The organism is Actinomycetospora aeridis, assembly GCF_037400275.1.
GTDB classification, from domain to species: domain Bacteria; phylum Actinomycetota; class Actinomycetes; order Mycobacteriales; family Pseudonocardiaceae; genus Actinomycetospora; species Actinomycetospora aeridis.
The window spans coordinates 80963-94757 of record NZ_JBBEGL010000003.1 but is presented as its reverse complement, the minus strand read 5'-3'; the positions used below and the strand labels follow the sequence as shown (position 1 = coordinate 94757).

General features: G+C 75.5%; 13 protein-coding genes. 3 read left to right on the top strand and 10 right to left on the bottom strand.

The annotated features are described in order from the left end of the window. Positions 1–44: 44 nt before the first annotated feature. From WCD41_RS10975 to WCD41_RS10955, 5 genes are read right to left on the bottom strand one after another with little or no spacing between them, the layout of a single operon-like run. Complete coding sequence (locus WCD41_RS10975; protein ID WP_337713466.1) at positions 45–962, bottom strand: phosphatidylinositol mannoside acyltransferase; 918 nt, start codon at positions 960–962, stop codon at positions 45–47. Further along, a complete protein-coding gene (gene pgsA, locus WCD41_RS10970; RefSeq protein WP_337713465.1) occupies positions 959–1621 on the bottom strand; it encodes a phosphatidylinositol phosphate synthase in 663 nt (220 codons plus the stop codon). The genes WCD41_RS10975 and pgsA overlap by 4 nt, the downstream gene beginning before the upstream one ends. Beyond that, positions 1618–2175 carry an HIT family protein gene (locus tag WCD41_RS10965; protein WP_337713464.1) on the bottom strand — a complete coding sequence of 186 codons (558 nt, stop codon included), beginning with the start codon at positions 2173–2175 and terminating at the stop codon, positions 1618–1620. The genes pgsA and WCD41_RS10965 overlap by 4 nt, the downstream gene beginning before the upstream one ends. Next, entirely contained in the window at positions 2175–4226 is a 2052-nt protein-coding gene (thrS, locus tag WCD41_RS10960) for a threonine--tRNA ligase (RefSeq protein ID WP_337713463.1), read from the bottom strand. Before thrS ends, WCD41_RS10965 begins: the two co-directional genes overlap by 1 nt. Before the next feature lie 40 nt (positions 4227–4266). Beyond that, the gene (locus WCD41_RS10955) at positions 4267–5541 is read right to left on the bottom strand and encodes an alpha/beta hydrolase fold domain-containing protein (protein WP_337713462.1); all 1275 of its coding nucleotides are present in this window, start codon (positions 5539–5541) and stop codon (positions 4267–4269) included. Positions 5542–5672: 131 nt separating this feature from the next. On the opposite strand from WCD41_RS10955, the gene WCD41_RS10950 reads away from it, so the two are divergent. After that, complete coding sequence (locus WCD41_RS10950; RefSeq protein WP_337713461.1) at positions 5673–6941, top strand: PucR family transcriptional regulator; 1269 nt, start codon at positions 5673–5675, stop codon at positions 6939–6941. 31 nt (positions 6942–6972) lie between these two features. Here WCD41_RS10950 and WCD41_RS10945 read toward each other — a convergent pair whose 3' ends face one another. The 3 genes from WCD41_RS10945 to WCD41_RS10935 all read right to left on the bottom strand — a co-directional run bounded on the left by WCD41_RS10945 (position 6973) and on the right by WCD41_RS10935 (position 10682). Next, positions 6973–8121, bottom strand: a complete 1149-nt coding sequence (locus tag WCD41_RS10945; protein ID WP_373695131.1) for a fatty acid desaturase family protein — start codon at positions 8119–8121, stop codon at positions 6973–6975. Between the two features lie 283 nt (positions 8122–8404). Then, positions 8405–9571 (bottom strand): iron-containing alcohol dehydrogenase family protein, encoded by a 1167-nt coding sequence (locus tag WCD41_RS10940; RefSeq protein ID WP_337713459.1) that lies wholly within the window; start codon positions 9569–9571, stop codon positions 8405–8407. Between the two features lie 25 nt (positions 9572–9596). Then, positions 9597–10682 (bottom strand): mandelate racemase/muconate lactonizing enzyme family protein, encoded by a 1086-nt coding sequence (locus WCD41_RS10935; RefSeq protein WP_337713458.1) that lies wholly within the window; start codon positions 10680–10682, stop codon positions 9597–9599. A 71-nt stretch (positions 10683–10753) separates the two neighbouring features. Between WCD41_RS10935 and WCD41_RS10930 the strand changes: the two genes are divergently transcribed. Next, on the top strand, positions 10754–11203 hold the full coding sequence (locus tag WCD41_RS10930; protein WP_337713457.1) for a hypothetical protein: 450 nt from the start codon (positions 10754–10756) through the stop codon (positions 11201–11203). After that, positions 11200–11925, top strand: a complete 726-nt coding sequence (locus WCD41_RS10925) for an IclR family transcriptional regulator (RefSeq protein ID WP_337713456.1) — start codon at positions 11200–11202, stop codon at positions 11923–11925. The genes WCD41_RS10930 and WCD41_RS10925 overlap by 4 nt, the downstream gene beginning before the upstream one ends. A gap of 32 nt (positions 11926–11957) precedes the next feature. Here WCD41_RS10925 and WCD41_RS10920 read toward each other — a convergent pair whose 3' ends face one another. Together WCD41_RS10920 and WCD41_RS10915 are read right to left on the bottom strand one after the other, a co-directional pair. Continuing rightward, positions 11958–13145, bottom strand: coding sequence for an MFS transporter (locus tag WCD41_RS10920; RefSeq protein WP_337713455.1), 1188 nt, complete (start codon positions 13143–13145; stop codon positions 11958–11960). Positions 13146–13226: 81 nt separating this feature from the next. Then, positions 13227–13787, bottom strand: a complete 561-nt coding sequence (locus WCD41_RS10915; protein ID WP_337713454.1) for an MOSC domain-containing protein — start codon at positions 13785–13787, stop codon at positions 13227–13229. Between the last annotated feature and the right edge of the window lie 8 nt (positions 13788–13795).

Below are 13795 nucleotides of genomic sequence, written 5' to 3'. Positions count from 1 at the left end.
CCTGGGGTCGTCCACCGGGTCCGCTGCGGTTTCCCGCAGCCTGGTCAGGGCAGGTCGCGCCAGACGCGCTGGAGCATGTGCCAGTCCTCGGGGTGCTCGGCGATGTCGCCGGCGAAGACGTCGGCGACCCGCTGGGTGGCCGCGGGGACGGCGGCGCGGTCGGGCACGGACACCGGGGGGTGGATGCGGAAGCGCCAGCCCTCGCCTGTGACCGGGTCGTCGGTGAACGACAGCCCGACCGGCAGGAGGGCGGCGCCGGTGCTCGCGGCCAGGGACGCCGGGCCGGGCGGCATCGAGGCCGGGTGGCCGAAGAACGTGACGGGCACGCCGTGCGCCGACAGGTCCCGGTCGGCGACGAGGCACACCACCTTCCCGGCGCGCAGGGACCGCACGAGCCCGCGGACCGGGGCCTCGCCGCCCGTCATCGGGAGGATCTCGAACCCGAGCGACTCCCGGTAGGCGACGAAGCGCTCGTAGAGCGACTCCGGCTTGAGGCGCTCGACCACGGTCGTGAACGGCCCGGAGTGCGCGACCAGCCAGAGCCCCGCCATGTCCCAGTTCCCGGAGTGGGTCAGCGCGACCACGACACCGCGGCTGGCCGCGAGCGCCTCGTCGAGGTGCTCCTGCCCCTCGACCACCGGCCGCCGGGCCAGCGCCGCGTGGTCCGCCCCCGGCAGGCGGAACGCCTCCCGCCAGTAGCGGGCGTACGACCGCAGGCCGGCCGCGGTGAGGGCGTCGAGCCCGTCGGCGTCGAGGTCGGGGCGCACCCGCGCGAGGTTGGCGCGCAGCCGCTCGGTGCCCCGCCCGCCCCGGCGGGCGGCGAGGTCGGCGCCCGCGCGGAACACCCAGCGCGCGGCCGGCTCGGGCATCGCGCGCACCAGCCGCCAGCCCGCCGCGTAGCCGAGCTCGCTGGCCCGCTCACCGGCCGAGAGGCCGGACGGGGCAGCGGCGGTCGTCGTCATCCGGCCCCCGGGGTGTCGACGGGGCGGCTGTCCGGGGTGTGCCCCGTGGCCGCCCCGTACTGGTCGCGGGCGCTGCGCCACACGGCGACGACGCGCTGCCCGATCGTGATCACCGAGCCCACGACCAGCAGCCAGAGCGCCACGTCGAGGGCGTACGGGACGCCGAGCCCGACCAGGCCGACGCCGGCGAGCCCCAGGATCAGGCGCTCGGCGCGCTCGACGAGCCCGCCGTCGGCGCGCAGGCCCGCCGCCTCGGCGCGCGCCTTGATGTAGGAGATCAGCTGGCCGGTGATCAGGCACGCCAGCGCCAGCCCGGCGAGCAGGGGCCGGTCGGCGGTGAAGGCCCACCAGGTGATGCCGGCGAACACGGCGCCGTCGACGAGCCGGTCGCCCACCGAGTCGAGCACACCCCCGAAGGGGCTCTTCACGCCGCGGGCGCGGGCCATGGCGCCGTCGAGCACGTCGAGCATCGCGAACGCCCACACCACCAGAGACGCGGCGAACAGGTGCCCGGTCGGGATGAGCCAGAGCGCCGACGCCGTCGAAGCGACCGTTCCGACGATCGTCACGACGTCGGGGTGCACGCCGCGCCGGACCAGCCACGACGCGGTCGGCTCGACCCCGCCCCTCATGGCCGCCCGGGCCCACTCGTTGATCATCGGGAGTTCCCGGGCCACGCCTCGGCCAGCCGCGACCGTGTCTCCGCGAGCAGCTGCGGGATCACCTTGGTCTGCCCGACGACGGTGATGAAGTTGGCGTCGCCGCCCCAGCGCGGGACGACGTGCTGGTGCAGGTGGTCCGCCAGCGAGCCGCCCGCGACGTGGCCGAGGTTGATGCCGACGTTGAACCCGTGCGGCGCCGCGACGGCGCGCAGCGCCCGCACGGCCTGCTGGGTGACGGCGACGAGCTCCGCGGACTCCTCGAGGTCCAGCTCGTCGAGCCCGGCGACGTGGCGGTAGGGCACCACCATGAGGTGCCCGGGGTTGTACGGGTGCAGGTTGAGCACCGCGTAGACGCGCTCGCCCCGATGCAGGACGAGACCGTCCTCGTCGGACCGTGTCGGGATCCGGCACAGCGGGCACTGGCCGGACTCCTCGCCCGTGCCCGTCTCCCCGGCGATGTAGGCCATCCGGTGGGGCGCCCACAGCCGCCGGAAGCCGTCGGGGGTGCCGGCCCCCCACAGCTCGTCGAGCTCGGTGCTCTCCCCGCTCATCAGGGCGCGAACTTCTCCGCGTCGGGTGAGGCGTTCTCCCGGCGGCGCACCCAGTCGACCACCGCCGCGACCGCGTCGTCGACGGGTACGGCGTTGCGCTGCGAGCCGTCGCGGAAACGGAACGACACCGCGCCGGCCTCGACGTCCTTGCCGCCGGCGAGCAGCAGGAACGGCACCTTCTGCAGGGTGTGCGTGCGGATCTTCTTCTGCATGCGGTCGTCGGAGTCGTCCACCTCGACCCGCAGGCCCTCGGCCCGCAGCCGGGCGGCCACCTCGGCGACGTACCCGGCCTGGTCGCCCGAGACCGGGATGCCGACGACCTGCACCGGGGCGAGCCAGGCCGGGAACGCGCCCGCGTAGTGCTCGGTGAGCACGCCGAAGAACCGCTCGATCGAGCCGAAGAGCGCGCGGTGGATCATGACCGGCCGCTGGCGCGACCCGTCCGGCGCCGTGTACTCGAGCTCGAAGCGGTCCGGGAGCATGAGGTCGACCTGGATCGTCGACATCTGCCAGGTCCGGCCGATCGCGTCCTTGGCCTGCACCGAGATCTTCGGGGCGTAGAACGCGGCGCCGCCGGGGTCGAGCACGAGGTCGAGCCCCGCGCCCTCGGCGACCTCGCGCAGGACGTTCGTCGCCTCGTCCCAGGCCTCGTCCGACCCGATCGACTTCTCCGGGTTGCGCGTCGAGAGCTCGAGGTAGAAGTCGTCGAGCCCGTAGTCGCGCAGCAGGTCGAGCACGAACTGCAGGAGCGACCGGATCTCGTCGCGCATCTGGTCGCGCGTGCAGTAGATGTGCGCGTCGTCCTGGGTGAAGCCGCGGGCGCGCGTGAGGCCGTGCACCACGCCCGACTTCTCGTACCGGTAGACGGTGCCGAACTCGAAGAGCCGCAGCGGCAGCTCCCGGTACGACCGCCCGCGCGCCCGGTAGATCAGGTTGTGCATCGGGCAGTTCATCGGCTTGAGGTAGTAGTCGACCCCCTGCCGCTTCACCTCGCCGTCGTCGCCGAACTCGGCGTCGAGGTGCATCGCGGGGAACATGCCCTCGCGGTACCAGTCGAGGTGGCCCGAGACCGAGAACAGCTCGCCCTTGGTGGCGTGCGGGGTGTTGACGAACTCGTAGCCGGCCTCCGCGTGGCGCTGGCGGCTGTAGTCCTCGAGCTCCTTGCGGACGATCCCGCCCTTGGGGTGGAAGACCGGCAGGCCCGAGCCGATCTCGTCCGGGAAGCTGAACAGGTCGAGCTCGGAGCCGAGGCGGCGGTGGTCGCGACGCTCGGCCTCGGCGACCCGCTCCAGGTAGGCGTCCTGGGCCTCCGGCGACTCCCACGCCGTGCCGTAGATCCGCTGCAGCTGCGCGTTGCGCTGGTCGCCGCGCCAGTACGCCGCGGCGCTGCGGGTGAGCTTGAACGCCGGGATGAAGCCCGTGGTCGGGATGTGCGGGCCGCGGCAGAGGTCGCCCCAGACCCGCTCGCCGGTGTGGGCGTGCACATTGTCGTAGGCGGTGAGGCTGCCCTCGCCGACCTCCATGACCTCGCTGGTGTCGACCGATCCCTTGAGATCGACCAGCTCCAGCTTGAACGGCTCGCCCGCCAGCTCCTCGCGCGCGGCCTCGAGCGAGGCGTACTCGCGGCGCACGAACCGCTGCTTCGCCTTGACGATCCTGCGCATTGCCTTCTCGAGGGCGTCGAGGTCCTCGGGCGTGAAGGGGCGGTCGACGGCGAAGTCGTAGTAGAAGCCGTCGGTGACCGGCGGGCCGATGCCGAGCTTGGCCTCGGGGAACATCTGCTGGACCGCCTGCGCGAGCACGTGCGCCGCCGAGTGGCGGATCACCGCGCGGCCGTCCTCCGTGTCGGCGGCCACCGGCGCGACGTCGACGTCCTCCGACGGGCTCCACGCGAGGTCCTTGAGCGCGCCGTCGGCGTCGCGGACGACGACCACGGTCTGCGGCCCGGTGGTCGGCAGCCCCGCCTCGCGGACCGCCTGCCCCGCGGTGGTGCCCGCAGTCACCCGGACGCTGTCGGCGACGAGGGGCTGGGGCGGGGCGAGCGAGGACACGACGGACTCTCCTGAGGATGTCGAACCGGGTGTCACCAGCCTATCGATCGCCGGACACTCCCCGTCCGACCACCGCCTCCCCCACCACCGCCTCGAGGAACGCCGCCACGGCCCGCACGGCCGCCAGGGTCCGCGCCGTGGGCACGAGGTCGAAGCCGTGCTGGGCGTGCGCGAGCTCGGCGTGCACCACCGGGGCGCGCGAGACCGCCCGCAGGCGCGCGACGAAGGCGCGGCTCTGCGCCGGCACGACGATCGCGTCGCCGGTGCCGTGCAGGACCATGAACGGGGGCGCGCCGGGGTGCACCCGCGCGGACGGCGAGGCGGCCACGTAGGGGTGGGCGTCCTGGTCGAGCGCTGTCGGCATCATCGTCTCGGCCAGCAGCTCGTCGAGGGTGCCGCTGCCGTCGTCGCTGGTCAGGTCGTAGATGCCGTAGAGGCAGACGGCCGCCGCGACGGAGGTGTCCTCGTCGGCGAAGCCGGGCTGCCACGCGCCGGGGGTCAGCGCGGCGAGCGCGGCGAGGTGGGCGCCCGACGAGCCACCGGTGATCGCGATCCGGTCCGGGTCGCCGCCGTGCTCGGCGACGTGGGCCCGCGTCCAGGCCAGGGCCCGCTTGATGTCGACGATCTGGGCGGGCCAGCGCTCGGTCGGCCCGAGGCGGTAGTCGACGCTGAGGCACACCCAGCCCCGCCCGACCATGTGCGCCATCAGCGGGTGGGCGTCCGCGGCCTTGCTGCCCGACGACCACGCCCCGCCGTGGATCTGCACGAGCACCGGGGCGCGGGCGTCGGGCGGCAGCGCCGGGTCCCGCCAGACGTCGAGGAGGTTCGCCACCGGGTCGGGGCCGTACGGAATGTCCCGGGCGGTGGCGTAGCGGCTGCGGCCCAGGATCGACCGGAGCACCCTCCCCCGATCGGGGAGCTCCACCGGGCCCAGCTCGGCGGACAGGGCCTCGGCGAGGTGCGTGGCGTCGGTGCGCGCGCCCCGGTCCAGGGCGAGCAGCACGGCCACCGCGCCGCCCGCGACGCCGAGACCGACCCGGCCGGCCGCGTTGCCCGCCGCCCCGCGCCGCAGCGCCACCCCGGCCCCCGCGCCCACGAGCAGCGCCGTCGCCCGCGGGGTCTCGGTGGCCGTCGACGAGAGCAGGCTGCCCACGACCGCGGCGGGCCAGCGGCGGGTCAGCGGGCGCAGCCCGGACCCGGCGACGAGCGCGGCCACGGCGCCCACCAGCAACGACGTCCGAGCGCCCGGAGCCCGGAGCTGGGTCGAGAGCGCGGCGCGCAGCGCTCGGAGGGGCCCGCGCGCCGAGGGGATCACCGCGTCATCGTGGACCGTCTCCCCGACCCCCGCCCGGGCGGAGGCGTGGGACAGACCACGTGGGGCACGTCGCTCCCGGCTGCGGCGCTCGGATCCTGGCGTCTTCCCGCGATCCTGCGACACTGGACGACGTGAGCGACGGTGTGTGCCCGGTGACGGACGCATCGCGACGGCACCCGTGGGCCGACGTGCCGGCGGAGGCGGGCGCGCGGCTGCGCCCCGTGGTCCTCGGCACCGGCGACGAGATCATCGCCACCGTGCGGGCCGAGATCGCCGAGTACGCGCTCTCCATGGACGGCGAGTTCGGGCGGCGCATCCGGCTGGGCGTCTCGGTGGCGCTCGACCAGTTCCTCGACCTGCTCGGCACCGACGACGCGCTGCCCGACACCACCGTGTACTTCGAGCTCGGACGCGTGGAGCACCGGCACGGTCGCACGATGGACGCCCTGCAGAGCGCCTACCGAATCGGCTCGCGGGTGCTGTGGCGCCGGATCGCGGCCACGAGCGACGGCAGCAGCAACGGCAGTGGCCACGGGACGGACAACGGGACGGCGCCCGAGGGTCCCGACGACCTGGGGCTCGGCGCCGACGCCATCTTCCGGCTCGCCGAGGCCCTCTTCGCCTACATCGAGCAGCTCGCCGCCGCGTCGGTCTCGGGCTACGCCTACGAGCAGTCGCTCGCGGCCGGGTCGCGCCAGGCCCGCCAGCACGCGCTGGTCGAGCGCCTGTGCCGGACGCCGGCCCCCGAGGCGTCGGAGCTCGACGCCCTGGCGCGCGAGGCCGGGTGGACGCCACCGAAGGAGGTCGGCGCACTGGTGATGGCCGAGGAGTCCCTCGGCGTCGTCTGCCGCCGCCTGCCGCCCGAGGTGGCCGCGTCCGTCGTCGACGGGGTCGGGATCGTGTTCGTGCCGGACCCGGACGGCCCCGGTCGTGCCGACGCCCTCACCGACGCCGTGCGCGGCACCGCGACGGTCCTCGGGCCGACCGTCACGCCCGACCAGACACCCCGCACCGTCACGCGTGCCCGGGCGGCGTGGGCGCTGCAGCTCGACGGGCACCTGCCGGGCGCCGGGCTCATCCGCTCCGAGGACCACCTGCTCGCCCTGCTCCTGCACGCCGACGTCACGCTGACCGCCGACCTCGTCGCCCAGCGCCTCGAGCCGCTGCGGCGCATGACCGCGGCGGCCCGCGACCGCGCGGTGACGACGCTGACGGCCTGGCTCGACGCCCACGGCGACGTGGCCGAGGCGGCCACCCGCCTGCACGTGCACCCGCAGACCGTGCGCTACCGGCTCGCCCGGCTCAAGGAGGCCTTCGCGGGCGTCCTCGACGACCCGGTGGGCCGGCTCGAGGTCGCGCTGGCCCTGCGCGCCGGCGGCTCCGCCCTCGCGGAGGGCTGAGGCGCCGGCAGCGGCAGGGCCGCCGGCAGCGTCAGGCCGCGGTCGGGGCAGCGTCCAGCGACTCCGCGCGCCGGCGGCCGAACGGCAGGGCGCGCAGGCGCTGCTTGGCGGTGCGCTTGTGCCCGCCGGGGAACGACAGGCGCGCGATCTTCGCGAGCACGCCGCCGTACTGCTTCCACATCGGGCCCGAGTGGTACGGCAGGCCGTAGCGGCGGCAGATGTCGCGGATCTCGGGCGCGATGGTGCGGTAGCGCCGCGAGGGCATGTCCGGGAAGAGGTGGTGCTCGATCTGGTGCGACAGGTTCCCGGTCATGATGTGCAGCAGGACCGAGCCGTCGATGTTGGCCGAGCCGAGCATCTGGCGGACGTACCACTCGGCCTGCGACTCGTTCTCGAGCCGCTCCTCGTCGAAGGTCTCGACCTCGACGGGGAAGTGTCCGCAGAAGATCACGGCGTGCGACCAGATGTTGCGGATGACGTTGGCCAGCACGCTGCCGGCGAGCGCCGGGACGAACGAGGGCCCCGACAGCGCCGGGAACACGACGAAGTCCTTGAGCGCCTGCTTGCCCGCCTTGCGCCCCATCGCCTTGAGTTCGGGGAGCTTGTCGCGCCAGGTGGCCTCGCCGCGCTGGATCTGGTCCAGCTCGAGGTCGAAGGCCGCGATGCCCCACTCGAAGATCATGGCCAGACCGGCGTTCGTGAAGGTCTGGAACAGGTAGATCGGCTGCCACTCCTGCTCCGGGTCGACCCGGAGCACGTTGTAGCCGATGTCGCGGTCCTTGCCGTGCACGTTGGTGTACGTGTGGTGCAGGTAGTTGTGGGTCTGCTGCCAGCTCTTCGCCGTCGACACGTGGTCCCACTCCCACGTCGTCGAGTTGATCTCGGGATCGCGCATCCAGTCCCACTGACCGTGCAGGACGTTGTGGCCGATCTCCATGTTCTCGAGGATCTTCGCGACGGCGAGCGACGCGGTGCCCGCGAGGAACGCCGGCGGGAACAGCGCACCGAGCAGCAGGATGCGGCCGGCCGCCTCGAAACCGCGCTGCGAACGGATGACGCGGCGGATGTAGCGCGCGTCGTCGTCGCCGAGCGAGGACATGACGCGGTCGCGGATGACCTCGAGCTCGGCGCCGAGGCGCTCGATGTCGTCGGTCGTCAGGTGCTCGGTCGACGGGGTGATGTGCGCGGTGCTGGCACCGGGACGCCCGGGACCGGTCGGCGTCTTCGCCTCGTTGATCCGGGTCACGTGCTCGGGGATGGTCTCGAGTGCGGTCACGGGTCCTCCTGCGGGATCCGGGGGGAGCGGGGCGGCAGGCAGCTCGGTGCTGCGCCCGCGCAGGCCCGCTGGTCGATCACGCTCCCGACGGTAAGGACCGCCTTGCCTCGCGCTCTACGCGCACAGCGAGGACTCCGGGCGGAAACCTGTTGCATGACCACAAATCCGGGCGAACGCCCCCGGGAGTTCAGCAGTTCGCCAGGAGGGCGACCAGTTCGTCCGCCGATGTCGGGTGTCGGGGGGCGTTCCGGCTGACCGGGTCGGCCAACGCGGTGCGCGCCAGCGCGGCGTGGAGGTCGGGTCCGGCGTGCAGGTCGGCCACCGTGACCCGCGTGCCGGTGGCGTCGAGCACCCCGGCCAGCGCATCGGGCAGCGCGGACGCCGCCGGCAGGCCCGCCGCCTCCGCGGCCCGCCCCCAGCCCGCGGGGTCGGCGTCGAGCGACCAGCCCACGACCTCGGGCAGCACCGCCGCGAGCGCCAGGCCGTGCACGGCGCCGGTGTGCAGGGACAACGCGTGGGCGAGCCCGTGCACGAGCCCGAGGCCGCTGCGCGTGAGCGCCTGCCCGGCGAGGTGCGCCGCGACGAGCATCTCGGCGCGGGCCCGCGGGTCGCCCCCGTCCGCGACCGCCACCGGCAGCCACGCCCAGGCCCGGCGGACCGCCTCGGCGGCGAACGCCTCGGACATCGGGTCGCGGCCCCGCGAGGCGAGCGACTCGAGCCCGTGCACCAGGGCGTCGACGCCGGTCGCGGCGGTGGCCCCCGCGGGCAGGCCGTAGGTCAGCTCGGGGTCGAGCACCGCGACCCGGGGCACGACGCTCGCGTCGCCGCAGTAGACCTTCTGGCGGCTGGCCGCGTCCTCCAGCACGCCGAACCCGTTGGTCTCGGCGCCGGTGCCCGCGGTGGTCGGGACGGCCACCACCGGCAGGCCGGGCGCCGGGACCGCTCCGGTGCCGTCGGCGCGCGCGCCCGGGGTGGGCGCGAGCAGCGCGATGCCCTTGGCCGCGTCGAGGCTCGACCCGCCGCCGAGGGCGAGGACGGCGTCGAGACCCAGGTCGCGGGCGTGCTCGGCGCCGGCCTCGACGACCTCGACCGACGGGTTGCCGCGCACGGCGTCGTACACCTCGACCGCGATCCCGGCGGCGGCCACCGGGGCGGTGACCGCGTCCACGACCCCCGCGGCCCGCAGCCCCGCGTCGGTCACCACGAGGACGCGCCGCACCCCCTGTCCGGCGAGGTGGTCGGGAATTCGGGCCACCGCGCCGGGTCCGAAGTCGACGACCGGCCCCGGGCCGGAGAGGAAGGCGGTCCCCGCGGCGACGCCGGCGCAGGGGGAGGTGGTGACGGGCCCGGTCACGGAGCTCCTTCGATCGGTGGGTACGTCAGGCGAGCACGGCGCCCAGGCCGGGCGCGTCGGGCACGACCAGCATGCCGTCGGCGTCGGGCCGCAGAGGCTCGGCGAGCAGGAAGTCGCGCCGTTCGGGCGTCCAGCCGCCGGCCGGGTCGTCGGGGAACTCCAGGTAGGGCCCGGCGCCGACCCCGGCCGCGACGTGGAGGTTCGCGAGCAGTCCGAGCCCGTTGGTCCAGGTGTGCGGGGTGAATCGGCGGTGACGGGCGCGGGCGGCCTCGGCGAGCTGGCGGGCCCGGGTCATGCCGAGGGCGAGCACGACGTCGGCCTGGTAGACGTCGAGGGCGTCCGCCTCGAGCAGCGCGAGCGTCTGCGGCAGGGAGTCGAGCATCTCCCCCGCCGCGATCCGCAGGCCCGGGTTGTCGGCGCGCAGCAGGCGGTGGCCGTCGGCGTCGGCGTAGGGCAGCGGCTCCTCGACCCACGCGACGTCGTACTCGGCGAGCCGGCGCACGACACGGCGGACGTCGGTGAGCTCGAGCGGCTCGGTGACGTCGCCGGCCATCCGCCAGGCCTGGTTGAGGTCGACCATGATGTCGAGGCGGTCGCCGACGGCCTCGCGGACCGCGGCGACGGCCGCGACGCCCTGGCGCAGCCGCTGGGGATGCGCGCGGATCTTGACGGCGCGGACGCCCTGCTCGACGAGCCGGTGCGCGTCCTCGGCGCGGCGGCCGGGCGGCTGCTCGGAGCACCACGAGGCGTAGACGGGCAGGCGGTCGGTCACGCCGCCGAAGAGCGTGGCGACGGGCAGGCCCGCGACCTGGCCGACGATGTCCCAGATCGCGGCCTCGAGCGGCCAGAACCGGCCGGCGTGGAAGCCGACCGACTCGATGCGCCGCACCTGGAGCTCGGTGGCCAGGGGGTCGGTGCCGAGGAAGAGCTCGCGGTGGTCGGAGAACCCGGCCATCGTGTCGCCGGAGCCGACGCCCACGACGCCCTCGTCGGTCTCGACGCGCACGATCGTCGCGGCGAACCGGGTGCGGGGCTCGGGGTCCCAGGCGGCGTAGCAGGGCGGGTCGAGCACGGTCTCGCGGTGCTCGAGGCGGATGTCGGTGATCTTCACGCGGCGTTCTTCCTGACGGGCGGGCGACGCCAGTGAAGAAGTCGCCGCCCTGATCGGCAACAATCCGTGCGGTGAGCGCAAATGCCCTGGCAGGAACGCTGCTGCTCGGCACCCACGCCGCCGCCGTGTGGTTCTGCACCGGGCTGGTGTGGACGGTCCAGCTACTCGTCTACCCGGGCTTCTCCGCGATGGAGCGCACCGGCTGGGTCGCGCTCCACGCCCGGCACACCCGGCTGATGGGGCGGCTCATCGGCCTGCCCTGGCTGGTGCAGGGGGTGACGTGCGCGGTGCTGCTGGTGTGGCGGCCGCCGGGCGTCCCGCTGCTCCTCGGGGTGGCGGCCGGGGTGTGCGGGGCAGCGACGGTGGCCGTGACGCTCGGGATCTCCGTGCCCTGCCACGAGCGCCTGGCGCGGGGCTTCGACGCCGCCGTCCACGCCCGGCTCACGCGCACCAACTGGTGGCGCACGGCCGCCTGGACCCTCGGCGGGGTGGTCGCGCTGGTCATGCTGGTGCTGGCGTGACCCGGCCCCGCTCGGCCGGCCTGCGCCGCGACACCGAGCTGCTCGACGCCCTCGCCTCGCCCGAGGCCCGCGCCGCCGGGCTCGGGGTGAGCAGGCTCGCCGCGATCACCGGCCGGGCGACGACGCAGGTGTCCCGGGCGCTCGCGGCCCTCGAGGACGAGGGCTTCGTGGAGCGCGACGACCGCTCGCGGCGCTACGCCCTGGGCTGGCGCCTCTACGCCCTGGCGGCCGGGACCGCGGAGTCGCGGCTCGTGCGCTCGGCCGGCCCGGCGCTCGTCGCGCTCGCGGCCCGCACGGGCGAGAACGCGCACCTGTGCCGCCTGCACGGCCGCGGCGTGGCGACGCTGCTGACCGCCGAGGCGGGCGGCGGGGCACCCCGGGCGCGCTTCGACGTCGACGACGTCCCCGCCGCGACGACATCCACCGGGCGCGTGCTGCTCTCCGAGCGCGACGGCGCCGCGGCCCGGGCGGCCGGCGCCGACCCCGCGGTGCTCGCCGCCGTGCGGGACGCGGGGTTCGCGGTCGTGGACGGCGAGTTCGACCCGGCGCTCGCCGGTGCCGCGGCCCCGGTGCGCGGCTTCCACGGCGGCATCGTGGGCGCGCTGACCGTCTCGGGGCCGGCCGCGCGCCTCCGCCCGCACCTGGCGTCCCACGCGGCCGCGACCTCCGCCGCCGCCTCGGACCTGTCGGCCCTGCTGGGCGCGGCCGGGCATCCCTCGTGAGTACTTTCCGGGCCAGTAGGCCCGGAAAGTACTCACGTCCGGGGCAGGAACCAGACGCCGATCCCGACGACCGCGACCGCCCCGCCGAGCACGCACACCCCGATCCAGCCCGCGGCCGGGTAGACCACCGCCACCCCGGCCGAGGCCAGCGTGCCGCCGAGGAACGTCGAGACCATGTAGGCCGTGGTGACGCGGCTGCGCGCCTGCGGGGCCAGCGCGTAGATGACGCTCTGGTGGCTGATCTGCAGCGCCTGCTGGGCGAGGTCCAGCACGACCACCCCCGCGATCAGCGCGATCACCGACGCCCCGCCGAGCCCGAGCAGTCCCCAGCTCGCGGCGAGCACGACCAGCGCGACCGTGACGACGAGCCGCTGGTACCCGCGATCGGCGAGCCGGCCCGCCAGCAGCGCCATCCCCGCCCCGGCGAGGCCGGCGAGCCCGAAGAGGCCGACCAGCGCCGGCCCGTAGTGGTAGGGCGGCCCGGAGAGCAGGAAGTCGATCGAGGTCCAGAGGATCGTGAAGCACCCCATGCCGACGGCGCCGAGCGCCATCCGCCGGCGCAGCTCGGGCTCGTCGCGCACCAGCGTGAGCACCGTGCCCAGCAGGCGCGGGTACGTCGCCGACTCCGTCGACGGGACCACCGGCAGCCCGACGCGCACGACCACCGCGAGCAGCACCATCACGCCCGCCGCGGCGCCGAACACCCAGCGCCAGCCGCCGGCCTCCGCGACGAACCCGGCGATCGTCCGGGCGCCCAGGATGCCGATGAGCAGCCCGCTCATCACGGTGCCGACGACCTGCCCACGCTCGTGGTCGCCGGCCAGCGACGCCGCGAGCGGCACCGCGATCTGGGCCACCGCGGACGTCACGCCGACCAGGGCGATCGCTGCGGCCAGCAGCCCGAAGCCGGGCGCGGCCGCGGCGAGCGCGAGCACCACGGCACAGGCCGCGAGGAGCCCGGTCACGAGCCGGCGGCGCTCCAGCAGGTCGCCGAGCGGGACGAGCAGCGCCAGCGCGACGGCGTAGCCGACCTGCGAGGCGGTGACGAGCAGCCCGGCAGTGCCGTCGCCGACGCCGAAGGCCTCGCCGATCGTGTGCAGCAGCGGCTGCGCGTAGTAGATGTTCGCGACGGCGGCGCCGCACACCACGGCCAGCAGCAGGGTGCGGGCCCGCCCGATGCCCGGCCGGGCGGTCCCCGCGATCTCAGCGGTCTCGCTCACCGCACGACCCTGCCCGCCGGTGGCCGCCCGCGGCTCGTGGTCGAGACCGATCCCACGGGGAGTTCACACGGCTCACACGGCTCAGACGGCGAGGCGGCGGCGGTGCGGGAGCCCGGCGCGGGCCGGGTCCGGGTCGCCGAGCCCGTCGGTGACGGTGACCGTCGCGGGCCCGAGCCGCAGCGTCCCGGACGACAGGGCCGCGCACCGGACCCCCGCCCGCCCCCGCAGCGCCGCGTGCGCACCGGGCGCGAGCACCGCGTCCATCCACGAGCACGGCGCGGCCGGGCGCCCGCCGCCGAGGAGCACCGGCCCGTCGCCGGAGTCGATCGCGAACTCCCGCCCGCGCAGCGCCTCGACCTCCAGCCCGCGCGTGAGGATCGTCCGCCGCGCCGCGGCCGGGTCGAACGGCGGGACGCCGAGCTCGGCGGCCACCGCCTCCAGCGCCTCGACGGCGAGGACGGTCACCGCTGCCTCCCGGTGTGCCGCCCGCCCCGCGTAGCGGTCGCCGACCACGCCGTGACCGGCGCGGACCTCGACGGCGTCGGGCTGCTCGGTGGCGACCGGCCGCGGTCCGTCGGACGGCCGCCCCTCGTACGCGTGCGCGGGCGAGACGACGAAGCCGACGATCTCGAGGGGGACCACGCCGTCCA

Coding starts and splice junctions, on each gene's coding strand:
- WCD41_RS10965 (WP_337713464.1), bottom strand. CDS start 2,175: ATGAGCGGGGAGAGCACCGAGCTCGACGAGCTGTGGGGGGCCGGCACC.
- WCD41_RS10975 (WP_337713466.1), bottom strand. CDS start 962: ATGACGACGACCGCCGCTGCCCCGTCCGGCCTCTCGGCCGGTGAGCGG.
- pgsA (WP_337713465.1), bottom strand. CDS start 1,621: ATGATCAACGAGTGGGCCCGGGCGGCCATGAGGGGCGGGGTCGAGCCG.